At 45.9% G+C, this 22,739-nt stretch carries 23 protein-coding genes; 6 read left to right on the forward strand and 17 right to left on the reverse strand.

Going from position 1 to position 22,739, the window contains the following annotated elements; genetic code table 11:
* Nucleotides 1–323: 323 nt before the first annotated feature.
* The 12 genes from KO473_RS10445 to KO473_RS10500 form a co-directional block, all read right to left on the reverse strand.
* Nucleotides 324–1,919, reverse strand: a complete 1,596-nt coding sequence (locus KO473_RS10445; protein WP_122130175.1) for an MFS transporter — start codon at nucleotides 1,917–1,919, stop codon at nucleotides 324–326.
* A gap of 4 nt (nucleotides 1,920–1,923) precedes the next feature.
* Nucleotides 1,924–2,991 (reverse strand): HlyD family secretion protein, encoded by a 1,068-nt coding sequence (locus KO473_RS10450; protein ID WP_005807672.1) that lies wholly within the window; start codon nucleotides 2,989–2,991, stop codon nucleotides 1,924–1,926.
* A gap of 14 nt (nucleotides 2,992–3,005) precedes the next feature.
* Nucleotides 3,006–3,446 carry a MarR family winged helix-turn-helix transcriptional regulator gene (locus KO473_RS10455; protein WP_005780636.1) on the reverse strand — a complete coding sequence of 147 codons (441 nt, stop codon included), beginning with the start codon at nucleotides 3,444–3,446 and terminating at the stop codon, nucleotides 3,006–3,008.
* 123 nt (nucleotides 3,447–3,569) lie between these two features.
* Complete coding sequence (locus KO473_RS10460; RefSeq protein WP_122130174.1) at nucleotides 3,570–5,420, reverse strand: glycoside hydrolase family 13 protein; 1,851 nt, start codon at nucleotides 5,418–5,420, stop codon at nucleotides 3,570–3,572.
* Between the two features lie 166 nt (nucleotides 5,421–5,586).
* Nucleotides 5,587–6,885, reverse strand: coding sequence for a tetratricopeptide repeat protein (locus KO473_RS10465; protein WP_122130173.1), 1,299 nt, complete (start codon nucleotides 6,883–6,885; stop codon nucleotides 5,587–5,589).
* Between the two features lie 20 nt (nucleotides 6,886–6,905).
* A complete protein-coding gene (locus tag KO473_RS10470; RefSeq protein WP_005821189.1) occupies nucleotides 6,906–8,240 on the reverse strand; it encodes a lipopolysaccharide assembly protein LapB in 1,335 nt (444 codons plus the stop codon).
* Nucleotides 8,241–8,392: 152 nt separating this feature from the next.
* Nucleotides 8,393–9,553 (reverse strand): sodium ion-translocating decarboxylase subunit beta, encoded by a 1,161-nt coding sequence (locus KO473_RS10475; RefSeq protein ID WP_005780630.1) that lies wholly within the window; start codon nucleotides 9,551–9,553, stop codon nucleotides 8,393–8,395.
* Between the two features lie 2 nt (nucleotides 9,554–9,555).
* Nucleotides 9,556–9,987: a biotin/lipoyl-containing protein gene (locus KO473_RS10480; RefSeq protein ID WP_005780629.1), complete on the reverse strand. Its 432-nt coding sequence runs from the start codon at nucleotides 9,985–9,987 to the stop codon at nucleotides 9,556–9,558.
* Between the two features lie 25 nt (nucleotides 9,988–10,012).
* Nucleotides 10,013–10,927 (reverse strand): OadG family transporter subunit, encoded by a 915-nt coding sequence (locus KO473_RS10485; protein WP_005780627.1) that lies wholly within the window; start codon nucleotides 10,925–10,927, stop codon nucleotides 10,013–10,015.
* Between the two features lie 19 nt (nucleotides 10,928–10,946).
* A complete protein-coding gene (locus KO473_RS10490; RefSeq protein WP_005821186.1) occupies nucleotides 10,947–12,500 on the reverse strand; it encodes an acyl-CoA carboxylase subunit beta in 1,554 nt (517 codons plus the stop codon).
* Between the two features lie 125 nt (nucleotides 12,501–12,625).
* The gene (gene mce / locus KO473_RS10495) at nucleotides 12,626–13,030 is read right to left on the reverse strand and encodes a methylmalonyl-CoA epimerase (protein ID WP_005780623.1); all 405 of its coding nucleotides are present in this window, start codon (nucleotides 13,028–13,030) and stop codon (nucleotides 12,626–12,628) included.
* Nucleotides 13,031–13,241: 211 nt separating this feature from the next.
* Nucleotides 13,242–14,225 carry a GNAT family N-acetyltransferase gene (locus KO473_RS10500; protein ID WP_005780621.1) on the reverse strand — a complete coding sequence of 328 codons (984 nt, stop codon included), beginning with the start codon at nucleotides 14,223–14,225 and terminating at the stop codon, nucleotides 13,242–13,244.
* Nucleotides 14,226–14,341: 116 nt separating this feature from the next.
* Between KO473_RS10500 and KO473_RS10505 the strand changes: the two genes are divergently transcribed.
* The 6 genes from KO473_RS10505 (at nucleotide 14,342) to KO473_RS10530 (ending at nucleotide 17,822) form a co-directional block, all read left to right on the forward strand.
* On the forward strand, nucleotides 14,342–14,884 hold the full coding sequence (locus KO473_RS10505) for a carbonic anhydrase (protein ID WP_005780619.1): 543 nt from the start codon (nucleotides 14,342–14,344) through the stop codon (nucleotides 14,882–14,884).
* Nucleotides 14,885–15,009: 125 nt separating this feature from the next.
* The gene (locus KO473_RS10510; RefSeq protein WP_005780618.1) at nucleotides 15,010–15,546 is read left to right on the forward strand and encodes a nitroreductase family protein; all 537 of its coding nucleotides are present in this window, start codon (nucleotides 15,010–15,012) and stop codon (nucleotides 15,544–15,546) included.
* 2 nt (nucleotides 15,547–15,548) lie between these two features.
* A complete protein-coding gene (locus KO473_RS10515; RefSeq protein WP_005780616.1) occupies nucleotides 15,549–15,881 on the forward strand; it encodes a hypothetical protein in 333 nt (110 codons plus the stop codon).
* Nucleotides 15,878–16,669 (forward strand): Rossmann-like and DUF2520 domain-containing protein, encoded by a 792-nt coding sequence (locus KO473_RS10520; RefSeq protein ID WP_005780614.1) that lies wholly within the window; start codon nucleotides 15,878–15,880, stop codon nucleotides 16,667–16,669. Before KO473_RS10515 ends, KO473_RS10520 begins: the two co-directional genes overlap by 4 nt.
* 18 nt (nucleotides 16,670–16,687) lie before the next feature.
* Entirely contained in the window at nucleotides 16,688–17,209 is a 522-nt protein-coding gene (locus tag KO473_RS10525) for an HAD family hydrolase (RefSeq protein WP_005807661.1), read from the forward strand.
* A gap of 31 nt (nucleotides 17,210–17,240) precedes the next feature.
* The gene (locus tag KO473_RS10530; protein ID WP_005821183.1) at nucleotides 17,241–17,822 is read left to right on the forward strand and encodes a Maf-like protein; all 582 of its coding nucleotides are present in this window, start codon (nucleotides 17,241–17,243) and stop codon (nucleotides 17,820–17,822) included.
* A 152-nt stretch (nucleotides 17,823–17,974) separates the two neighbouring features.
* Here the strand turns inward: KO473_RS10530 and KO473_RS10535 are convergent, their stop codons facing one another.
* Genes KO473_RS10535 through KO473_RS10555 form a run of 5 tightly spaced genes read right to left on the reverse strand, consistent with a single transcriptional unit; the run spans nucleotide 17,975 to nucleotide 22,686 of the window.
* Nucleotides 17,975–18,367: a hypothetical protein gene (locus KO473_RS10535; RefSeq protein WP_005807659.1), complete on the reverse strand. Its 393-nt coding sequence runs from the start codon at nucleotides 18,365–18,367 to the stop codon at nucleotides 17,975–17,977.
* A gap of 43 nt (nucleotides 18,368–18,410) precedes the next feature.
* Nucleotides 18,411–19,502, reverse strand: coding sequence for a hypothetical protein (locus KO473_RS10540; RefSeq protein ID WP_005821181.1), 1,092 nt, complete (start codon nucleotides 19,500–19,502; stop codon nucleotides 18,411–18,413).
* Between the two features lie 18 nt (nucleotides 19,503–19,520).
* Nucleotides 19,521–20,903, reverse strand: a complete 1,383-nt coding sequence (locus KO473_RS10545) for an MBOAT family protein (protein WP_005821179.1) — start codon at nucleotides 20,901–20,903, stop codon at nucleotides 19,521–19,523.
* A gap of 3 nt (nucleotides 20,904–20,906) precedes the next feature.
* On the reverse strand, nucleotides 20,907–21,149 hold the full coding sequence (locus KO473_RS10550) for an acyl carrier protein (RefSeq protein WP_005807656.1): 243 nt from the start codon (nucleotides 21,147–21,149) through the stop codon (nucleotides 20,907–20,909).
* A gap of 13 nt (nucleotides 21,150–21,162) precedes the next feature.
* Complete coding sequence (locus tag KO473_RS10555) at nucleotides 21,163–22,686, reverse strand: amino acid adenylation domain-containing protein (RefSeq protein WP_005821177.1); 1,524 nt, start codon at nucleotides 22,684–22,686, stop codon at nucleotides 21,163–21,165.
* Nucleotides 22,687–22,739 lie beyond the last annotated feature (53 nt).

Here is a 22,739-nt window from a genome sequence, read left to right on the forward strand (position 1 = left end):
TTTATGAAAGGTTCCGGAGAGAAATTCTCTTCTGTGAGACGTTATTCTCTTCTGTGGTGAATAATCAGATCCACCGGGTTTTCGGGACTGGCTTATCAAAGTTTTACATGCCGGGATAAATGGTTTTACGTACCGGGGTAAATGGTTTTACATGCCGGGATAAAAGCCTTTACATACCGGAGATAATGTCTTTACATACCGGGATAAATGGATTTACATTGAAAGAAAAATATTGGAAAATATAATCTGTTGATTATCAAATTTATCGGGACGGTTGTCAAACTACATATTTGCCGGAGGAATCTTTATTCTTTCCTCGTTCGTTATACCATATCGTCTCCCGTCTTTACGACAGCCACTTTCAATGTCTTATGGAAAGGGATAAAAGCTGCAACGACTGCAACCACCAGTGCCAGTATCAGCACATAACCGATCAGTGTTTTCAGTGCCAGTAACAGAGATTGCTGTTGCAAAGTGGAGTACAGGCTGTTGGTTGCCAACTGGCCGGCTTCGCTGAATTCGTGCCCCTGTGCCAGGGCGCTGTTCAGTGCCTGGTTATATTTCTGTTCGGCTATTGGATTGGTCAGCGTCATATTTTCCGAAAGAACATTCATGCCTTTCACCTGAAGATAATAGAGCATGTTATTGAAAAACGAGGCCGACAGGACCGGTGCCAGTGCCGACCGGAAGGAAATCAGGAAGAAAGCGTTGGACAGTGTCAGGCGCGGGTCTAAATCTTCGACGACAAAAACGCCGAATGCGATAAACAGGACCATCATGCCCACTCCCCGGAATAAAATAGGGAGGTAGAGCATTTCGTAAGTGCCATACGGGGTTATGCCAAAGTAGAGAATTGCCAGATAAATGACGTAACAGAACATGCCGCCTGAAATCAGAAAGCGAAACCGCCACCGTTGCCATCGGAACCACCAGAAACAAATAATCGCTCCCACGACATAGCCGGGCAACAGCCACAGGCTGAGTGAATTGGCGTGAATGCTGTCTACCCGGATAATACTGTTCATGTAGTTGGTCACCAGTGAACTGGTGGCTGTCAGAAACATGGCGAGTACCATGAAGCCGTATCCGATGATGGATTTATGCAGAGTAAGTGGTTTCAGACTGACGAAAGGCTTCGGCTGTGTCCGTTGCCGGTAGATGAAAAGAGCTATCAGGAGAGGGATGATGAATACGTATACTCTTATTTTAGGGGATGCGAACCAGTCGAGTGTTTTGCCATAAGTGAAGGTATAGAGTGTCAGCAGATAGGCAGAGGCAATGATGAACATGCTCTTTCCGTCCATCTCCTTGAACGGGATGTGGACGGGACGTTGTGCGTAACGGAAAAAACACAATACAAACAGAATGGCAACCAGTAGAAGGATGGTGACGAAATAGTACATGTGCTGCCATTGATAATGATAGGCCAATTGTGCCGTGATAGCCATTGACAACTGTCCTCCGGAGAAGACAATGGGATAGAAGTAGGCGTAAAATTCACTTCGTATGTTTTTGGGACTGAAAAGTGGACGGATCAGGATGATGAACTCGAGCATGACGAAACCTTTGAGGAATCCCATGAAGAAACAGCATCCCATGATGACGTCCATGCTGCCTGTCTGTGCACAGATCAGACTGAAGAAAACCTGTAGCAATAAGTCTGTGAGCAACAAGGTCTTCGAAGTGGCTATAGCACGTATTTTCGGTACGATGGGGTAGGCTACAGCCATCCCCACCGAAGCTGAATAATAGGCCATCGTGATATCTTCGCTCATCACTCCCAGCGTGTTCGACACTTCGATCATACTGCCTGTGTAAGCTCCGTTGAGCAGGGTGATGGGAAAAATGACGATGAACATCGTTGCGATGCCCAACCATTGGGGCACCCAGGGGCGGGTAGGGAGGTTGAGCTTTACCATAGGCTTATGGGCGGACCGCCTCCGTTTCTACCATCATTCCGGCACGGAGGCATTCCATCTCTTTGGGTGAGGCATCGTTGAGGTCAATGCGGACAGGAATGCGCTGCTGTACTTTGACAAAGTTCCCGGCCGAATTGTCGGTAGGCACCAGGGAGTATTTTGACCCGGTAGCTTCGGAAATGGCCGTGACGGTTCCATGAAAAGTCCGGCCGCTGAAAGCATCTACTTTAATGCGAACCTTTTGTCCGATGTAGATGTGGGCTATCTGAGTCTCTTTATAGTTGGCAGTTACCCATTTATCATTGCCTCGTACCAGATACGAGAGAGTCTGTCCCCCTTGTACGAACTGTCCCGGTTCAAGGGTGCGCCGTCCCATGTATCCGTCATAAGGTGCGGTGACGACGGTATATGACAGGTTCAGTTTAGCCATATCCACTTCGGCCTCCTTACGGAGGATATTGGCTTCGGCACTGGTACTGCGTTTACTGGTTTCAGAGTACTGCGATTGGGCGGCTTCTTTCTGGCGCAGGAGGGCATTGTAACGTGCCCGGGTCGCTTCAAAATTTGCTTTTGCCAGTTCGTAATCCTGTTGGCTGATGGCCTGTTTTTTCAGGAGCCGGGTGTATCGGTTCAGTTCGGCTTCCTGCTGTGAAAGCCGTGCTTGGGTTTCGGCTATGTTGGCGTCCTGTACGGCAATGTTCACTCCCGAGGTCCGGATGCCGGAGTTCAAAACCTCTCTGGAGCCTAAGGCATCCATCAAAGCGGCTTCCGCATCTTTGAGTCGGATCCGGTATTCACGGTCATCCAGAATCAGGAGCGTGTCGCCGGCATGTACATACTGGTGCTCGGTGAAACGTACTTCTTTGATATATCCCGGTATCCGGATGTTGAGCGGAGCGATGTATTGGTCCACTACGGCATCATTGGTTATTTCGTAGCGGGCATATTTCCAGAAATAGTTTACTGTCCACGAGATACCTGCCAGTGCTAATAATATGCATACCGTGTTGAGAAAGATGTTTCTGTACTTCAGCTTTCTTAATTCTTTTTGTTTCGCTTGATGGGTGGACATGGCCTGAGTTGATTTTAGATTTCGTTGAGAACTTCGTACAGTCTTTTTAAATCTTCGGTACATTCGTTTATCCGGCTGACCTCCATCTCTATTCCCGTTTGGGTATAGATATCGTTGATCAGCGGTTTCACTGTAAGGGCAAGTTCCTCGCCCTGTGCTGTAAGAAAAATCAGCCGGTTTCTCCGGTCGGATGAATCTTCTTTCCGTATCACCCAATTCTTCTTCTCCAGGTTATTGATCAGGTTAGTCAGGCAAGCTTTGTCTTTTGCCGTTTTCTCTGCCAGAGACTGCTGGCTGATGCCTTGTTCGTTCCACAGGCAATTCATTACTTGCAGCATTTCGAAGGTCATATCTACGTTGTGCCGTTTGAGCACCCGTTGAAGGGTTTGACGGAAAGCCATCCGGGTTCGCAGGATTTGTAGAATAAGCTCGCGTGCCGATTCGTTGTTTGTCATCGTTGTATTCTTTTAGTCGGTGCAAAGGTAGCAATATTCTTTGATAATAGTCAAATGTTTGACTATTATTATTCGTGACAAAAAGACTTTTGACACCCCGAGCCTGCTTTGGGGTGAACGGGGCTAAAGCTCTATGACCATTGACTGGCGTGGAGCCATTGTCAGTTCCTCGTTCAGCATTATCATTTTTCCGCTAATGACGTCTTTGCCTTGAGTTTTATCTTTCAGTACTTCAGCGTAATATTTCAGAGGGAGTTTCACCTCCTTATCCGTACCGTTCAACAGGACAAATACTGTTTTTCCGTTATATTCGCGTGCATAGGCATATACACCGTGCTGAACCATGAACTGTTTCATGCTGCCTTTGGCAATCACATCGTTGCCTTTGCGCCAGTTCAGCAGATTGCGGTAGAAGTTATAGCTTTCGTTCTGTAGTTTGGTACGTCCCTCCGGAGTAAGAGCGTTTTCTTTATCATTGGCCCATCCGCCGGGGAAATCTTTTCTGACATAACCGTCGCTTTTGCTCTTTACTCCGTTCATCATGACTTCGGTTCCGTAATAAAGCTGCGGAATGCGCCGGGTGGTCAGCAAAAGGGTAGAGGCCTGTTTCAGCATGTTGAGATTTTCACCTTCACCCAGAAAGCGGTCGGTATCGTGATTCTCTATGAAAGCCAGCACGGATGCGGGATCGGGATACAGATAATCGTATACAAAGTTGTTGTATACCCGATCCAGACCTTTGAACCAGGTGTCGGTCTCTTCATTCTTGGCAGTGTTGATTTTGTCGAAGAAACTGAAGTCCATCACAGTTTTCAGGTTACTGTTGCGTGGGGCGGAGAGTTTGGAATCTTTTTGCCACCAGGCTGTGTAGGCAGGTTCGGTTACCCAGGTTTCGCCTACCGTGTTATAGTTGGGATATTCTTCATTCAGTTCCTTCATCCAGTTGCTCATGGCATCGTAGTCGGCATACGGGTAAGTATCCATCCGGATGCCGTCGATATCGGCATATTCAATCCACCACAAACTGTTTTGCAGGAGATATTTGTATACGTGAGGGTTCTTCTGGTTCAAGTCGGGCATGGCTTCCACAAACCAACCGTCATTCATCTGGTCGAAGTCATACTGTGAGGCGTACGGATCTACGTGAGGAGTCAGTTTGTAAGACGTCTGTACGAAGTTGTCTTTAAAATCGGAGTGGTTGAACCAGTCCTTCGAAGGCATATCCTTGATCCAGGGGTGTTCTACTCCGCAATGGTTGAAGATCATATCCATTACGACTTTAATGCCCCGGTTGTGAGCTTTGTCTATCAGCGAACGATATTCTTCGTTGGTACCGAAACGTGGGTCTACCTTGTAATAATCGGTCGTGGCATAGCCGTGGTACGAACCGCCTTTCATATTATTCTCAAGTACCGGGGTGAACCAGAGTGCGGTCACTCCCAGGTCGGTAAAATAGTCCAGGTTTTGTGCAATACCGGCGAGGTCACCGCCGTGGCGGGCGTTCGGGTCATTGCGGTCTACTTTATATTCTGCCATGCCTTCTATCTGGTCGTTGTCCGGGTTTCCATTGGCAAAGCGATCCGGCATTAACAGATATAGGGCATCCGATGCGTCAAAGCCTTTGTGGTCGGCTCCTGCTTTGCTACGTGCTCTCAATTCGTAATCCTTAACCAGCTTTTTCTTTCCGAGAGTGAATGTAATAGGCATTTTCCCCGGTTTAACATCTTTATCGAGATGAAGATAGACAAGCAGATAATTGTTGCTTTCCAGCTTCACGACGCTGCTGAGTGATACTCCGGGATAGTTTACTGATACGGATGCCTGGCCGATGCCTTCGCCGTATACCATTAACTGGAGTTCCGGATTGTTCATGCCGGTGAACCAGAAGGGCGGATCGATTTTTGATACGTTCATGGCTGCATAAGTACTTAATGAAAGTAAGAGAGAACCTAAGAAGAACAATAATTTTTTCATGATATTAGCTCGTTATTATTTAGATGCTGCTAATATAGGATAAATCATCGGATTGGTTCCTGTTTTCTTCCTTACTGTCCGCCATCTATTTATGCAAACGTTTTCATAGGAGATGCTTAAGCCTGAATCGGGCGTTTGTAATGTGCACAAAAGCCACTTTGGATACCTACTTTTCTCCTTTGAAGAATTTTTCCTTTCGGATACTTTCCAGTTTATTGGCGGCACTTTTATAATAGTCTATGCGAGGTGCGGGCTCCTCTTCTTCGACATCGCCGTCTTGTTGCAGCTCTATTGCCTTCTGTTGGGACTTTGTTCGTAGAAAAGCTTGCAAGTAGCGCTCTGTGGCTTTTGTATCTTTGAGTTTATCGGATAGAAAGGCCATGTTATAAAGCAATATATGCCTGTCGGGGGCATACTTATATTGTTCTTTGATTGCTTTTATCTGCTCGCGGGTCTGTTTGGCCTCTTTATAACAATCCGCAAGTCCGAAATAGAGACGTTCCATTATACTGTCGGTGGGGATAGTCTGGTCGATGGCCTGATTCAGGTACTCAATCCCATCTTGTTTCCATAAAGTCTTGGAGCAGGAGCGTCCCAAGTAGTAGAGCAGGTTGGCGCTGGGGGACTGGCGGGATTTTGCTTTAAGCAGCCAATCGCGTGCTTTAAAGTATTCTTTCGTGGCATAATAGCTGACCCCCAGATAATAACATGTCAGCAGGGTACTGTCTCCCTGGTTTGTCAGATCTTGATAACGTTTGATTGCCATGGGGTAGTCTTTGTGCAGACAATAAGCCAGGGCGTTCTGTCGGTTTACCTCTACATTGGTACTATCCATTTGGCGATATCCTTCTGTCAGGGAGATTGCCCCTTCATAATCCTGCATCGTATTGAGTATGTTGCCCAATCTGGCAACAGACAGATAGTCGGAAGGATATTTTCTGATGATGGAAATGTAACATAACATGCTTTCTATCGGCATGTTAAGTCCTTCCATACTTTCTGCCATTAATCGTAATACGGTAGCGGAACTGTCTTTCTTGGCCAATGTGACGCTTTCGTGCAGTGCATCTCCATATCGCTGCTGGTTGTATAGTAGACGGGTGTATTGCAGGTGTGCGTAAGTATGTTCCGGATTTAACTTCAAAACTTTCCGATAGTATTCCAAGGCCTCGTTGTACTTGCTCAGTTGCCTGCAACATTCAGCGGCTTCTATCAATGCCTGCTGGTTTTCGGGTAATTCGGAAATGATATGTTGTAAAGTGGACAAGGCTTCGGCAGTGTGTCCCAATCCCTTTAAAGCCTTGGCTTTTTGTAACAATAATTGCGATGAAGCAGTTTCTCCATCGATCAGTCTGATGGCCGTTTTGTAGTCATAGTTTGCCATTGCTTCCTGGATAGAAGTTACGTTCTGAGCGGACAATGCTACATTGAAGCCCAGACAGAGGAGGATCAGGAGGTATTTCATATGGGTAAATATAGGTTTTGTTATTTCGGGCTTTGTTCCGGTATTCCCTCGTTAAAGAATTTTTCTTTCTGTAAGTCCTTCAGCCACTTATCGGCAGCGTTGTAGTAGTTTTCAAGTCCCAGAACGAGTTCTCCTGTTTCGGCGGTGGCTTCCTCCTTTTTGGCGTCTTTGTTCCGGGTCTTTAAGAAGGCCTGCAAATAACGTTCGGCTGATTTGTGGTCTTTTAGCTGATATGAATAATTCCAGGCGATGTCATAAAGTAGTTTATGGTTCGTCTTATCATATTTATACAGCTCTTTGAGGGCCTGGATTTGTTTGGGTGTGTCTCTTGCCAGTTTACAGCAATCGACCAAGCCTTTGTAAAGACGAATCATGGTACTGTCTTTGGGGATGGTAAGTTCGATGGCTTTCTCCAGATGTTCTATGCCTTCCTTTTTCCAGGAAGTCTTGGCGCAACATCGTCCCAGATAATAGAGCAAGTTCGGATCTTCTTCCATATCTTTGTACAGTTTGCTGAAGCATGTGTGTGCTTCATAATAATATTCATCTGCGTAATAGCTGATTCCCAGATAGTATAATGTTTGTGTACTGCTGTCTCCCTGCTGGCATAGATTTTCGTAACGTTTGATGGCCATCGGGTATTGTTGGGCACGACAATAGGCAAGTGCGTTTTGCTGGTTTACGATCAGGTTGGTTGAATCCCGTTCTCTGTAGCGTTCGGTCGCTTTGATCGCGTATTCGGGATATCCTGCCGCTATGTTCAGATTTCCCAGTTTGGCCGCTGCTAAATAGTCGTCCGGGTATTTGTCCTGAATGATTTCATAACAGCCGATGGCAGGCAGTATTTGTTGCATTCCTTCAAGGCTCTGTGCCTGTAGGTGGAGTACCACGGCCGAACTGTCTGTTTCGGACATCATTGAGCTCTCTCCAAAAGCTTCGGCATAATTTTTCGTATTGCAAAGCAAGTTGATAAATTGCAAGCGGGCATACTTGTTCTTGGGATTCAAGGTGATGGTTTTCCGGTAATAGTCCAATGCATCGTTATATTTAGCCATTGCTTTGCAACATTCCGCGGCTTCGATGTGTGCCTGTTGGTTGGTAGAATCTGCCGTAATTACTTGGCGGATGACACGGAGAGCCTCGGCGTTGTTGCCGATTCCTTTCAGGGCTTTGGCTTGCTGCATCAATAGCGGGATGGTAGGCTTCTCTTTGTTGATCAGTTCAATGGCAGTCTCGTAATCATAGTTTGCCATTGCTTCCTGAATCTTGTTTTGATTCGTGTTCTGTGCCGTTAGTATGGGGCTAAGACACAAGCAAAAGATAAAGATGAGTGGTTTCATAGCTTTTGTTTTCATAGGGCGTATGTTTTATTGCCTGCAAGTTAGTAAAAATATCGTCTCTACGAAGAGTTCGTAACGTCTTTTAGATAGATTAACGTAAAATGCAAGGCGCCTCTCTTTTCGCAAAGAGAGACGCCCCGGTTCTATTTTATGAAAAAGCTTTTAAACTACATAAGGAATCCGAGCAGGATACCGGCAGCTACGGCTGAACCGATTACTCCCGCCACGTTCGGACCCATAGCGTGCATCAGCAGATAGTTAGTCGGATCGTATTCCAAACCGACCACTTGTGAGATGCGCGCCGAGTCGGGTACGGCAGATACACCTGCATTACCGATCAGCGGATTGATCTTGTTGCCTTTCTTCAGGAAGAGATTGAAGAACTTCACAAACAAGACGCCCGAGGTAGTGGCAATGATGAAAGAGAATGCACCGAGGATGAAGATCAGGATAGAATCCCAGGTGAGGAATTGTGAGGCTTGGGTAGAAGCTCCCACAGTCAGTCCCAACAGGATAGTGATGACATCGATCAACGGACCGCTGGCAGTATTTGCCAAGCGACGGGTTACACCGCTTTCTTTCAATAAATTACCAAAGAACAGCATACCCAGCAAAGGCAGACCCGACGGAACCAGGAAGCAAGTGAGCAACAGACCCACGATGGGGAAAATCACTTTTTCGGTATGCGATACGATTCTTGGTGGTTTCATGCGGATCAGGCGTTCGTGTTTAGTGGTCAGCGCACGCATGATGGGCGGTTGTATCACCGGTACCAGTGCCATGTAAGAATAGGCTGATACGGCGATGGCACCCATCAGGTTCGGAGCCAGTTTAGACGAAAGGAAGATCGCCGTCGGTCCGTCGGCACCACCGATGATACCGATAGCACCGGCTTGGTTAGGCTCAAATCCTATGAGGAGGGCAATGATGTAAGCGCCGAAGATACCGAACTGTGCGGCAGCTCCGATCAGCATCAGTTTGGGGTTGGAGATCAGTGCCGAGAAGTCCGTCATGGCTCCGATGCCTAAGAAAATAAGCGGCGGATACCAACCGGAGGTTACACCTTGATAAAGGATGTTCAGTACCGAACCTTCTTCGTAAATACCCACTTTTAATCCGGCTTCCATATTGAATGGAATATTACCGATCAGAATACCGAAGCCAATGGGGATCAGCAGCATCGGTTCAAATTCTTTGGCTACGGCAAGGTAGATAAAGAAAAGACCGATTAGCAACATGAAAAGATGTCCGGGTGTCGCGTTTGCGAAACCGGTGTATCCCCAGAAGTCAACAAGGTTATTCCCTAAGAATGATACGAAATCTCCCATAATTATTCAATGATTACGAGGTCTGTACCTTCAAGTACAGAATCTCCTTTATTAACTTTAATTTCTGCTACTTTTCCATCTTTATTGGCATTGATGTTGTTTTCCATCTTCATAGCCTCAAGGATGATGATAGTCTGGCCTTTCTTGACAGTGTCTCCTGCTTTCACCTTGATGTCGAGGATGACACCCGGCAGCGGAGATTTCACGCCGTCTCTCTTGGAAGCTGTCGGCTGTTTGGTCACTACCGGAGCTCCCGATTCGGTTTTCGGAGCGGCTGCCGGACGGGTAACCGGTTTCGGAGCAGCTTTGACAGGAGTATCCAACTCTACTTTGTAAGAGGTTCCGTTTACTTCAACATTGGCTATGTTATCTTCTACATCGTTCACTGTAACGTTGTAAAGGTTGCCGTTGATTTTATATTTATATTGTTTCATTGCTTCATTTTATTAGGGTTAGTAATTATCTTCTCGGAGTCTGACGCAGTGTGTAGATCTTCGAACTCCACGGTGAGTAGGTGCGTTTCACTTTGTTGATAGTCAGAATCATGTCTTCAACGTCGTGAGCGTCATTCAGGTATTCGTGCAAAGCCATGGCGATAGCGGCGGTCTCTTCACCTGTGTGGCTACCCAGGTTCTTCTCCTTCGCTTCCGTCTTGTCGGTGATACCGGTGGCTTTCATTGCGTTTTTCTTACCCAGTCTGACAGCGATATTACCTACCGCCTTGAATGAAAGATACAAAAGTACCAAACCAATGAATACGACTGACATGGCAATGATGGCCATACCAATACCGATAGAGTCGTGCTTTTTGAAGTTCTCGATCTTCGGGTTTTTGTCGATAGTCATATTGTTGGTGCTTGGAGTGACATAGCTATGTTCTCCACCACCTTTTACTACCCAGTTAGCACTTCCGTCTTTTTCACGGGCGTATGAACGGTCGGCAAGCTGACCGGCAGGGATGGTTACCTCGTCGATCAAAGTTTTACCGTTGGAATCATACAGAGCAATGTAGTTCTCTTTGTCCGGATCGAGCGTAAAGTTTACATGAAACGTACCCCGGTTAGGCATCCCGTCTGCCCAGAACAAAGCATGTTGGCGTGGCTTGATTAAAGTCAGCACGTCGCCTTTGGGAATAGGATATTTGGTCGGATTGTTTTTATCGTTCGTCAGAAAGCAACCTTCCAGATTTACCGAAGCGAAAGAGGTATTGAATATCTCTATCCACGCATTGTGCAGTCCGTAATCATCCTGATAGTTCTGGTCGTTGATGACCAAAACTTCATTGATTTTCAGACTGGTGGCACTTTGCGCCCTGAGCCCCATGCAAACCATTGCCAGCAGAGCGATAAATATCCCGATTCTTTTCTTATTCATAACAATCGATTTTTATTTGTTACAATGGAATATTACCGTGCTTTTTAGCAGGGTTGGTTAATTTCTTGGTTTGCAGCTGTTGCAAAGCGCGGATCACGCGGAAACGAGTGTTTCTCGGTTCGATAACGTCGTCGATGTAGCCGTATTTGGCCGCATTGTACGGGTTTGCGAAGAGTTTGGTATACTCGGCTTCCTTGTCTGCCAGGAATTGAGCAGGGTTTTCCTGATCTTTGGCTTCCTTGGCATACAATACCGCTACTGCACCGGCACCACCCATTACGGCGATTTCGGCTGTCGGCCATGCATAGTTCATGTCACCGCGGAGTTGCTTGCAACTCATTACGATGTGTGAACCACCGTAAGACTTACGCAGGGTTACGGTCACTTTAGGTACAGTGGCTTCGCCGTAAGCATACAGTAATTTGGCTCCGTGCAGGATCACACCATTGTACTCCTGACCTGTGCCCGGAAGGAATCCCGGAACGTCTACCAATGTTACCAGCGGGATGTTGAATGCGTCGCAGAAACGAACGAAACGGGCACCTTTGCGTGATGCATTGCTGTCGAGCACGCCTGCCAGATATTTAGGTTGGTTGGCAACCACACCTACCGACTGTCCGTTCATGCGGGCAAAACCGATGATAAGATTTTTCGCGTAGTCTTTCTGTACTTCCAGAAATTCACCGTTGTCGATGATGGCACCGATCACTTCGTACATATCGTACGGTTTGTTCGGGCTGTCGGGGATAATTTCGTTCAACAGGTCATCCATACGGTCGATCGGGTCGGTACAGTTCACCAATGGGGCTTCTTCCAGATTGTTTTGCGGGATAAAGCTGAGAAGTTTGCGGATGATCGCCAGACCTTCTTCTCCGGTTTCGGCTGTGAAGTGGGTTACACCCGACTTGCTGGCATGTACGCTTGCACCTCCCAGGTCTTCCTGAGATACGTCTTCACCTGTTACTGTTTTTACTACAGCAGGTCCGGTGAGGAACATGTAAGATGTACCTTCGGTCATCAGCGTGAAGTCTGTCAGGGCAGGAGAGTAAACCGCACCTCCGGCACACGGACCGAAAATACCCGAAATCTGTGGAATAACACCCGACGCCATGATATTACGCTGGAAAATTTCAGCATAACCGGACAGAGCGTTGATACCTTCCTGAATACGTGCGCCACCCGAGTCGTTGATACCGATAACAGGAGCACCCATCTTCATGGCCATGTCCATTACTTTACAGATCTTCTGTGCCATGGTTTCCGACAGTGAACCACCGAATACGGTGAAATCTTGTGCGAAAACATATACTAATCTACCTTCTATTGTTCCATAACCGGTTACTACACCGTCGCCGAGGAAATGTTTCTTGTCTTGTCCGAAGTTAGTACATCTGTGTTGAACAAACATATCCAGTTCTTCGAAACTACCTTCGTCAAGCAACTGTGCAATACGCTCGCGGGCCGTATATTTGCCTTTGGCGTGTTGTTTTTCAATAGCCTTTTCGCCACCACCTAAACGAGCCTGAGCGCGAAGTTCAATAAGCTCTTTTACTTTTTCAAGCTGGTTACTCATGAGTTTTTCTTAATTTAAAGGGTTATAATATTTACGATTAGACGATTTGCGATGTACGGTTGAAAATTGATAACCAAAGGTGTTTTCAATCATACATTCTGTGCTTGTCAAGTCGTATCTCTTTTTTAGTGTTCACAGAGTTCGGTCAGTACGCCCAAAGTTGATTTCGGGTGAAGGAAAGCGATATTTAAGCCTTCGGCTCCTTTGCGCGGGGCTTTGTCGATCAGGCGGATTTCCTTGCTTTCGGCTTCTGCCAGAGCGTTAGCCACACCGTCTTCAACGGCAAATGCAACGTGATGAACACCTGCGCCTTTGTTTTCGATGAATTTGGCGATGGTACTTTCCGGACATGTCGGTTCCAGTAATTCGATTTTGGTATCACCTACCTTCAGGAAGGCTGTTCTTACTTTTTGATCTTCTACAGTTTCGATGTTGTAGCATTTCAAACCTAATACGTTTTCATAATACGGAAGGGCTTCCTCGATACTTTTTACGGCAATGCCCAAGTGTTCAATGTGTGAAATCTTCATAACTATATTTTTTAATTTTGGTTTTAATCGTCTTTTTGGAATGGTATAAAACAGCACAAAGAAAATCAATTCTTGTTTAATAAAGAAATTTTTCTGCAATTAATTATGGTGAAAATAGGTTTAAAACCCAAGGGGCGTTACTTTAAAAGGTAGGCATTGTTGGTTTCAAGCCAATTCTTCTTTGGTTTTAAACCCAGAGGATGCTTGATTTTTAGACATATATTTTGATCAGCAGATTGTTCAGCCACTGCCAGCGGAAGCGGAACCAGCGTCGGGTACTGCTTTGTTTGCCGCCGAAGCGGAGTACGAAGTCGCGGTAACCGTGTTTCTTGAAGGGGAGTCCGGCATCCATGAATTCCATGTGACGGAACCCGTTTTGATGTGCGTCTTGTAAAGCTTTCCATACAGCCAGTATACCCGGGTATTGCAGAGCATAGGTTTTCCGCATACCTCCCGAGAACCACAGGTAGGCATCGTTGCCTGAATAGATACAGGCAGATCCTCCGATGATTTTTCCTTTGTAGCGGACAATGAAAATTTTACCTTGCTTGCTGTGGATCAGCCGTGTGTCCATGTGCTGGAAAAAGATGATATTGGGAAAGTGCTTACGGATGCGGGACGAGTAGAGATGTCGCAGCATGTTCGAGAATTCGCGGATTTCTTCTATCGTGTGTGCTTCGTCTACCGATGCGCCATTTTTCAGGCCTTTCTTGATTTGGCGGATACGGGAAGGGCTGAAACGCTGTTCCGCACTTTCGGTGCCGTGTAGTGAATTGCGTACCCGCAGCCAGTTGACAGGGAAGTATTTGTTCGACCGGAAGTATTTGTAACCGAACATGGCATTTTCAAGATTGCGAAATTCTATCAGGAACGAACTCCGCAATACTTCTGTGGTGAGATGCTCCAGCATTTCACCGAATATTTTTTCCTTATCGGCTTCTGCTGTCAGATATTCGCCGGTGCCATAAACTTCACATCGCTTGATAAGGGAAGGAGGAAACATGCGTATGCTTTTGCGGATGGCGGCAAGCAGCCGGGCAATTGGTTTTCCATCTTCCGAAGCCATGATCAGGAGCGGAGTGTAGCCCGGAGTTTCTTCATAAATCTGAAATAACTCCTTTGAATGAAATGTATTGGTTCCGGGAAAATCCGGAATTTCACTCCCTCGGTAATATGTAGTCAGTTTTAATGGCATATCGGGACAAATTTACATTTTTTATTTCTCTTTACAACATTTGCGGGGCTTATTTTGTTGACCTGTTATTTTGTGATTATCTTTGTAGATATACTACAATAAAATCCGTTTCGATTATGTTAGAAGAAATTCTTGAATTCAACAAAAAGTTCGTTGAGAACAAGGGATACGAAAAGTATATTACTAACAAGTACCCCGATAAGAAGATCGCCATCCTTTCATGTATGGATACCCGTCTGACTGAGTTGCTGCCTGCTGCTTTGGGAATCCACAACGGAGACGTGAAGATTATAAAGAATGCCGGTGCCGTCATTTCCCATCCTTTCGGCAGTGTCATCCGTAGCTTGTTGGTAGCCATCATCGAACTGGGGGTGGAAGAAATTATGGTCATTGCCCATTCGGATTGCGGTGCTTGCCACATGAACAGTGATGAAATGATTGCCCACATGAAAGAGCGGGGAATCAAATCTGAAACGATCGACATGATACGCTACTGCGGTGTTGATTTCAGTTCGTGGCTGGGAGGTTTCGACGATCCGGTTGAGTCTGTCAGGGGGACGGTCCGTTCTATCGAGAACCATCCGCTGATCCCGAAAGACGTCCGGGTGCATGGCTTTATCATCGATTCACTGACCGGTGAATTGACGAGAGTGGAATAAATTGCCTATCTTTGCAGGGAAATCATTACCGGTTATGCAGATTCATACAGATCGGACTTTTTATTATGGTTCTGTATAAGTCTGCGGTAAATGTTCGTTTATTAAAAACAATGCATTTATAGTATATGGAAAATTTCAGTGAACTGATAAAGAAACGCCGCAGTATGCGGAAATTTACAGGAGAAGAACTTTCTCAGGAGGAGGTAGTCGCTTTGCTGAAAGCGGCTCTGATGGCTCCCACTTCTAAACGTAGCAATAGTTGGCAGTTTATCGCGGTCGATGATAAAAAGCTGCTTGGCGAACTCTCGCACTGTAAAGAGCAGGCTTCTGCTTTCATTGCCGATGCTGCGCTGGCAATTGTGGTTACTGCCGATCCTTTGGCAAGCGATGTTTGGATTGAAGATGCTTCCATTGCTTCCATCATGATTCAGCTTCAGGCCGAAGACTTGGGATTGGGCAGTTGCTGGGTGCAGGTACGCGAGCGTTATACTGCTGCCGGAATGCCTTCCGATGAGTTTGTGCGTGGTGTGCTCGACATTCCTTTGCAATTACAGGTGTTGTCCATTATTGCGATCGGGCACAAAGGCATGGAGCGCAAGCCCTTCAATGAAGATAATCTGCAATGGGAGAAAATCCATATTAATAAGTTTGGAGGCAAGTAGCGGTGAGTGCGGTAAAAGCAAACAATAAAGATACATATAAAGCCACGGCAGTCACCCTTATTGTGATAGGGATGCTCTATCTGATAGACAAACTGATACACTTTTCTGCATTGGGTATACCCTGGGTGATGAATAAAGATAATCTTTTGCTCTACACTGCGGTTATTTTCCTGTTTATCAAACGGGACAAATCCGTCGGTCTGGTGCTGCTCGGATTGTGGCTGGTGCTGAATATCGGCTTGATTGTCTCACTGCTTGGTTCGATGTCCGGTTACCTGCTGCCCTTGGCTTTATTGATAATCGGAGGTATATTGTATTTGATTTCAACACGATGAAAAGAAGTATAGAAGATACACCGATTGTGTTTATCGGTGCCGGAAATCTTGCCACAAATCTGGCAAAGGTTCTTTATCGGAAAGGATTCCGTATCGTACAGGTATATAGCCGTACGGAAGAGTCGGCCCGTGAGCTGGCGCAGAAAGTAGAAGCTGAGTATACGACGAGCCTTGAAGAGGTGAATCCATATGCAAAGTTGTATATCATTTCGCTCAAAGATTCCGCCTTTGCCGAACTTCTTCCCGCTATCGTAGCCGGTAAACGGAAAGAGGCATTGATGGTGCATACGGCAGGCAGCATTCCGATGAGTATTTGGGAAGGACATGCGTCACATTATGGGGTGTTCTATCCTATGCAGACTTTCAGTAAGCAACGGGAAGTCGATTTTAAGGAGATTCCTTTCTTTATAGAAGCTTCGTCGACCGAAGATGCCGCATTTCTGAAAGCTATTGCGTCTACCTTGTCGAACCGTGTATATGATGCCGATTCGGAACAACGCAAGAGCCTTCATCTGGCTGCTGTGTTCACATGCAATTTCACTAATCACATGTATGCCCTTGCCGCCGAACTGCTTAAGAAATATAACTTGCCGTTCGACGTGATGTTGCCGCTAATTGATGAAACGGCTCGTAAAGTGCACGAATTGGAACCTAAAGCAGCACAGACGGGACCTGCGATCCGTTATGACGAGAACGTCATCGGCAATCATTTGCGGATGCTTGCCGATGATCCCGGGATGCAACAATTATATGAATTACTTAGCCGAAGTATCCACGAAAGACATTAACCCCAAATATAAATAAGAATGAGTACTATCAATTACGACCTCACCCGGATTAAAGCACTTGCTTTTGATGTAGACGGAGTGTTGAGTGCAGATGTGATTCCACTCCATCCGTCGGGTGAACCGATGCGTACGGTAAATATAAAAGACGGCTATGCGATCCAGCTGGCTGTGAAAAAAGGTCTTCATATTGCCATTATCACAGGTGGACGGACCGATGCGGTGCGGAAGCGCTTTGCCGGATTGGGGGTATCCGATCTCTATTTAGGCTCTGCCATAAAGATACACGATTATCGTGATTTCCGTGACAAGCATGGACTCGCGGACGAGGAGATACTCTACATGGGCGATGACGTTCCCGATATGGAAGTGATGCGTGAGTGCGGATTGCCCTGTTGTCCCAAAGATGCCGCTCCCGAGGTGAAAGCCGTTGCCCGCTACATTTCATATGCCGACGGCGGATACGGTTGCGGACGTGATGTGGTGGAGCAAGTACTTAAAGCGCAAGGCAAGTGGTTGTCGGATGATGCTTTCGGGTGGTGATTTTTAGTATATAACTCTTTAATTTATTAGTATGCTTGCTAACTTGAATCGTTATAAAATCGTATTGGCATCTAATTCTCCACGACGGAAAGAGTTGATGACCGGCTTGGGGGTAGATTATGTGGTAAAAACATTGCTTGATGTCGATGAGTCTTATCCCGACTCTCTGCAAGGCGAAGAGATTCCGCTGTTCATAGCCCGTAAGAAAGCGGCCGCTTATCAGTCTGCGATGCACCCGGAGGAACTTTTGATAACTGCCGATACCATAGTCTGGCACGAAGGTAAGGCACTTGGGAAACCTTCCGGACGTGAAGATGCCATAGAGATGTTGCGAAATCTTTCCGGTAAGTCTCATCAGGTGATCACCGGGGTATGCCTCACCACCTGTGAGTGGCAAAAGAGTTTCGCTGCTGTGACAGATGTCCGTTTCGCAACACTTGATGAAGACGAAATTATTTATTATGTCGATCACTATCAGCCAATGGACAAAGCCGGTTCGTATGGCGTGCAGGAGTGGATCGGTTTTGTCGGGGTTGAATCCATTTCCGGCAGTTACTTCAATGTAATGGGGCTTCCTATCCAGAGGCTATACCGGGAGTTGAAACAACTGTAGGAGGCTGTTTCTGACGCTAACTTCATATCGCTTGATTTCGTATGGCATTTTCCTCGTTCATCGGAAGGAGGAGAATGCCATACGTGTTTATTGCCTTGGAGGGATCAGGATGGTAACTTGAGTTGTGTAACGGTCACTATCCTGAGAGTTGATTATTTGTTTTCTGTATTCTCTTTCTCCATTTCGATGTTGATAATCGTGTTGTCCCATTTGTTCATCTTTTGCGTGCCCAGGTCGACTAAGAAGCCCGGCCAGAATAAAATATTCCACAGGCAGGCATTGTTGAAAGTAGATTCCAGGACAAAGGGAGTGGTTTGGTATCCTTCCTTTTTGGCCAATAGCTGTTTGTCTTCTCTTTTCTTTTTGATCTGGACGGTAACACTGTTGTCTTCTTTGATTTCCGCTATTTTCTGTTTGGTCGATGCTTCGTAGATTTTAGTTCCATTCATTCCCGTAAAGGTGATGTCTTGTTTGGAACTGCTGAATAGTGTACAGCAAGATGAACATGAAATGCAGATGGATACTAATAATAAAATCTTTTTCATAAATTAAGTTTTTGATGTTATATAATTATTTTCTCTGATATATTTATCTGTTTGGTGTAAAAGATGTTTTGGGGTTGTTTGATGTTGCTATGGGGTTGTTTTCATAGCCGGCAGGTGCCGAATCTTGATAAATAACTTTCAGCAGGCGTGCCCCCAGCAGAGGACGATAATGACCGGGATCATAGTAATGATGTATATCGGCTGTATATTCATTAGTTCCCGTGAAATCCCATACGGCAGAAGCACCCAGTATCTCCTTCATTCTTTTGATGTCTTCCCGGTTCGTTTTTTTCTGAAAATAATCCGGGCCAATAATGAATTTCAGGTTTGTATGATGCTTATCACAAATTTTTTTAATGGCACGAAGTACTTGAATCTGGCTGACAGACACAGCCGGTAGTTCTTCTTTGCCTGCATCCGTTCGTTTTTTGAATTCTTTTTCATGATGGGTCCAGTACAATTCGCCATCCTGTCCGATCTCTTTTTCTCTGGGATTGATAAAGTTGTTCGTGTAAGGTTCCCGAATGGGATCTCCCGGATTTATGACCCCTTTCATGTAAGGAGCATACTTATGTCCGATCAGGTAGCCTATGTAAGGAATTGTTTTGTCAGGATAGAGGAATTCCTGCAAAAATCTCAGATGGAATCCCAACTGGCTGATACCGGCTGCCTCAGCCGAAAACAGATGGTCGTTGCCTGACAGGGGCTTACTTCTATCCAGTGCTTTTTTATCCAAAACGACTAATACATTTTTCAGAGGGGCACCTACGGAATCGAGTGCTTGAAGCTTCTGGCGCACACCGCCCAGGCTTTCCCAGTTGTCATAAAAGCGCACGGCATGATCGTCCTTATCCAGATACTTCTCCCATTCTCCTGTCAGGAATGCCATGGTACAGGAGTTGCCGAGTATAAACGAGTTATAGGCTATCGAATCACGATTCTGAAGATAATTCTGCCATCCCACATGCGCTTCGTTGAGCAGCACGGGAGAGTTATCGAATCGTTTGTAGGAGTGCAGCACCATATAAGGGTCGAAAATGAAATAGATGGCCACTATCGGGAAAAGCGGTAATGCCAATAACAGGAGTTTCAGGCAGAAACGTGTTTTGGGAGAGATTTTCGGTGAATGTAGCATAGGTGTAATTGGTTTCGGTTAAAATTGTAAATAGATAAAAGTTTCCGTATCGAACTTACCTAACATCAGCAGGGCGAATACCAGCAGATAGTAAACACTCCACCGTAGCCATGCGGGCTGGCGTTCGAGTGTTTCCATCAGGTTATATTTAGATGCATAATATTCATAGATCAATACCAGTAACAGGGCCGAACCTGCTACAATGCAATTGTGGTCGCGTATGCCGATGTTCATTTCCTTCCAGGAAGAATGTACTTCGAACGAGATGTTCCGTAAAAAATACCAGGCATCGCTCAATGATTGTACACGGAAGAAAATAAGTGAGAGCGCAAACAACAGATAGGTACGGATTATCAACAGGCTGTCGGATGCATATTTCCCGATATATTGGGGCAACTTATTGCGAAAAGCAGAGGTTTTCATTTCCCAGCAGATCAATATGCCCTGAATCAGTCCGTATATGGCGAAGGTTAATCCGGAGCCATGCCATAATCCCAATGCCAGAAAGGTGATGATAAGGCTGAAGTAGACTCCCCACTGTCCCCAGTTACGGGTACCGGCGGTTAACGGCACATAGAGATAATCGCGTACCCAAAAAGAGAGTGACATGTGCCAACGGCGCCAGAAATCGGCGGTGGAACGTGCGGCAAACGGGCGGTTGAAGTTTGGCGATAGCTTGATGCCGAACAGGTAGGCTCCTCCGATGGCGATGTCCGTATAGCCGGAGAAATCGGCATATAGTTCGATAGGATAGAGCAGGCAGGTCATCAGTAGTTGGACACCCGAAAGGTCATGGATCGAATGAAACATGATATCCGTCTGCGGGGCTATCTGATTGGTTATAAGCAGTTTCTTTATCAGTCCCAGCAAAATATATTTCAGTCCGGTCACTGCGTTCGAGTAGATGAACGGGCGAGGATCTTTCAGTTGTGGCAACAAGTCTCCACCCCGTTCGATGGGGCCGGAGAGGAATTTCATGAAGAAAAGCATATAGATCAGGAAATCTACCCAGTTTCTTTCGGCACGTTGCTCCTGCCAGTACACATCTGTCAGATAACCGATGGCCTGGAATGTGTAGAATGACATTCCGAGTGGAAAGATGATGTTATCTATCACTGTGCCATGGAGTAGGAGCCATCCGCCTATCAGACCGATGATTCCTGCGATATAGATTACTTTGGTCTTTTTCCCGGATTTCGCCCTGTTTTCCATCCATTGTGCCCAGAAGAAGGTGAACAGTGCCACCACTACTGCTGTCAACAGGAATGGCAGATAATACCATCCGATGAAGATGCAACTGGCTGCCAGTAGTATGAAGTTGCGGGCACGTCCTTTGACTGCATAGTAGAGAAAGAAACAGAGAGTAATCAGAGCCAGGAAACTAAAGGAGAGAAACTGCATGATTTATTCCATTTTGGTTAATAAGGCACTACATAGGTCGCCGACATTCTTGAATTTAATTACTTCCCGAAAGTTGAAACGTACTCCGAAACGTTTCTCGATTTGGGCTATAATTTGCATATGGGTCAGTGAGTCCCAGCCATCTACGTCTTGAGAGGTGGATGATTCGCTGATACAGACGTTGTCCTTCTTTAAAATATCACGGAAAATGCTTTGTAGTTGTTTTAATACTTCTTCTCGGTTCATATTTATATTGTTTTTAGAGTTCCTTCTCTCTTATCAGTTCAACAATTTTTTTTCGATCTGTTTTATTGCTATTGGTTACCGGAAACTGAGGGATACAATGAATTTGTTTCGGTAACATGTATTGTGGCAGCTTTTCTTTCAGATATTCTATCAATGTGTTTTGGTCACATTCGGTCGTTTCGACTGCCAGATGCAGTTCGTTGCAAATTCCGTCACAGATTAACGGAAGGGCAGCCACGTTGCAAGGAGTCTTGAAAAACGACTGGGCAGTGTATTCTATTTCGCTTAGTTCTATTCTGAAGCCCTGTATTTTCACTTGATAGTCCTTACGGCCGCAATAAATGATATCCCCATCGTTGTCTAAAATACACAGGTCTCCGGTTCGGTAATAAATTTGTCCGTCAGGACGGTGTATTAGAGCCGATGCCGATTTTTCCGGATCATCCAGATAGCCTTTCATTACTTGCCGACCGGATACCCAAAGTTCTCCCGTCTCTCCCTGAGGCAGACCATTTCCTTCTTCGTTAACAATGATGACGCGGATACCGGGAAATGGTTTTCCGATAGCCACCATTCCGTTGTAATGCTTGCATGTACCGGAAGCCGGAATACGGTAACAGGTACAGTAAATCGTAGCCTCTGTCGGGCCGTACAGGTTGACGAACTCTGCGTTGGGTGCCGATTTTCTGAATCGTTCCAACAGTTCGGTTTGCGAAGCCTCTGCCGATACTCCCAGATATTTCAGAGCAGGCAGGCTGATTTCATCGAAATAGGGTGAAAGAAGTTGTAATAGAGAGGGGGTGACCGTGGCGAAGGTCAGCTCGTACTTCTCCAGAAGTTCGAACACCTTGAAATGCTTTACATCCTGATGGGCCACTGTATAAACGGAAGCTCCTAAAGTCAGGGGATAAAGTAATGATACGACGGATACGTCAAATGTCAGCTCAAACATTTGTAACATGCGGTCGTGTTCATCCAGGTTCCAGTTAAGGGAATCGTATGCCTGATAAAAAGTGTTCAGATTGGCACGTGTGATGGGGACTCCTTTGGGTTCGCCTGTGCTTCCCGATGTAAAAATGATATAAGCGTTTCTTTCTTCTTCCGGCGGGTAGAATTGCAGCCTTGACAATTCCGACGGTGCTTTTCCCGACAGCTTGTCTGTGTTGATTACTCTGAAGAGGTCGGTTCCGAATGCCGGGCGTTCGACATGGCTTGTGCAGAGCAAAGTATGCAATCCGGCCAGTCCGGCTATTTTGAGATTACGTTCTTCCGGGTAAGCAGGATGCAGAATGACATATGTTTTTCCACTGGCCAGTACCGCCAGAATGGCTGCGTAGGTTTCAATCCGGTTTTCCGCAATGATCCCGATTCTTTCATCTTCTATCTCTGATAGCGAATGGGCGACGGAGGCTGTTATTTTGCCAAGTTGGGCATAAGTATAATGTTTACCGTCAATGATAAATGCTTCGTTTTCGGGATAACGTTGCATGGCGGAAAGAATATCATTGGTAATATCCTTCCGGGGAGATGTTGTCATATCCATTAGTTTTTATTCATGTTTTGGGGTTAGGAATTCCTTCTATCTTCTTG

Source organism: Bacteroides sp. HF-4919 (assembly GCF_018860125.1).

Bases quoted from the DNA above. Each gene is read 5' to 3' on its own strand.
- KO473_RS10530 (WP_005821183.1), top strand. From the start codon at position 17,241: ATGCTTGCTAACTTGAATCGTTATAAAATCGTATTGGCATCTAATTCT.
- KO473_RS10540 (WP_005821181.1), bottom strand. From the start codon at position 19,502: ATGCTACATTCACCGAAAATCTCTCCCAAAACACGTTTCTGCCTGAAA.
- KO473_RS10445 (WP_122130175.1), bottom strand. From the start codon at position 1,919: ATGGTAAAGCTCAACCTCCCTACCCGCCCCTGGGTGCCCCAATGGTTG.
- KO473_RS10505 (WP_005780619.1), top strand. From the start codon at position 14,342: ATGTTAGAAGAAATTCTTGAATTCAACAAAAAGTTCGTTGAGAACAAG.
- KO473_RS10465 (WP_122130173.1), bottom strand. From the start codon at position 6,885: ATGAAATACCTCCTGATCCTCCTCTGTCTGGGCTTCAATGTAGCATTG.
- KO473_RS10550 (WP_005807656.1), bottom strand. From the start codon at position 21,149: ATGAACCGAGAAGAAGTATTAAAACAACTACAAAGCATTTTCCGTGAT.
- KO473_RS10485 (WP_005780627.1), bottom strand. From the start codon at position 10,927: ATGAATAAGAAAAGAATCGGGATATTTATCGCTCTGCTGGCAATGGTT.
- KO473_RS10480 (WP_005780629.1), bottom strand. From the start codon at position 9,987: ATGAAACAATATAAATATAAAATCAACGGCAACCTTTACAACGTTACA.
- KO473_RS10490 (WP_005821186.1), bottom strand. From the start codon at position 12,500: ATGAGTAACCAGCTTGAAAAAGTAAAAGAGCTTATTGAACTTCGCGCT.
- KO473_RS10510 (WP_005780618.1), top strand. From the start codon at position 15,010: ATGGAAAATTTCAGTGAACTGATAAAGAAACGCCGCAGTATGCGGAAA.
- KO473_RS10470 (WP_005821189.1), bottom strand. From the start codon at position 8,240: ATGAAAACAAAAGCTATGAAACCACTCATCTTTATCTTTTGCTTGTGT.
- KO473_RS10500 (WP_005780621.1), bottom strand. From the start codon at position 14,225: ATGCCATTAAAACTGACTACATATTACCGAGGGAGTGAAATTCCGGAT.
- KO473_RS10545 (WP_005821179.1), bottom strand. From the start codon at position 20,903: ATGCAGTTTCTCTCCTTTAGTTTCCTGGCTCTGATTACTCTCTGTTTC.
- KO473_RS10520 (WP_005780614.1), top strand. From the start codon at position 15,878: ATGAAAAGAAGTATAGAAGATACACCGATTGTGTTTATCGGTGCCGGA.
- KO473_RS10455 (WP_005780636.1), bottom strand. From the start codon at position 3,446: ATGACAAACAACGAATCGGCACGCGAGCTTATTCTACAAATCCTGCGA.
- KO473_RS10535 (WP_005807659.1), bottom strand. From the start codon at position 18,367: ATGAAAAAGATTTTATTATTAGTATCCATCTGCATTTCATGTTCATCT.
- KO473_RS10525 (WP_005807661.1), top strand. From the start codon at position 16,688: ATGAGTACTATCAATTACGACCTCACCCGGATTAAAGCACTTGCTTTT.
- mce (WP_005780623.1), bottom strand. From the start codon at position 13,030: ATGAAGATTTCACACATTGAACACTTGGGCATTGCCGTAAAAAGTATC.
- KO473_RS10450 (WP_005807672.1), bottom strand. From the start codon at position 2,991: ATGTCCACCCATCAAGCGAAACAAAAAGAATTAAGAAAGCTGAAGTAC.
- KO473_RS10555 (WP_005821177.1), bottom strand. From the start codon at position 22,686: ATGACAACATCTCCCCGGAAGGATATTACCAATGATATTCTTTCCGCC.
- KO473_RS10460 (WP_122130174.1), bottom strand. From the start codon at position 5,420: ATGAAAAAATTATTGTTCTTCTTAGGTTCTCTCTTACTTTCATTAAGT.
- KO473_RS10475 (WP_005780630.1), bottom strand. From the start codon at position 9,553: ATGGGAGATTTCGTATCATTCTTAGGGAATAACCTTGTTGACTTCTGG.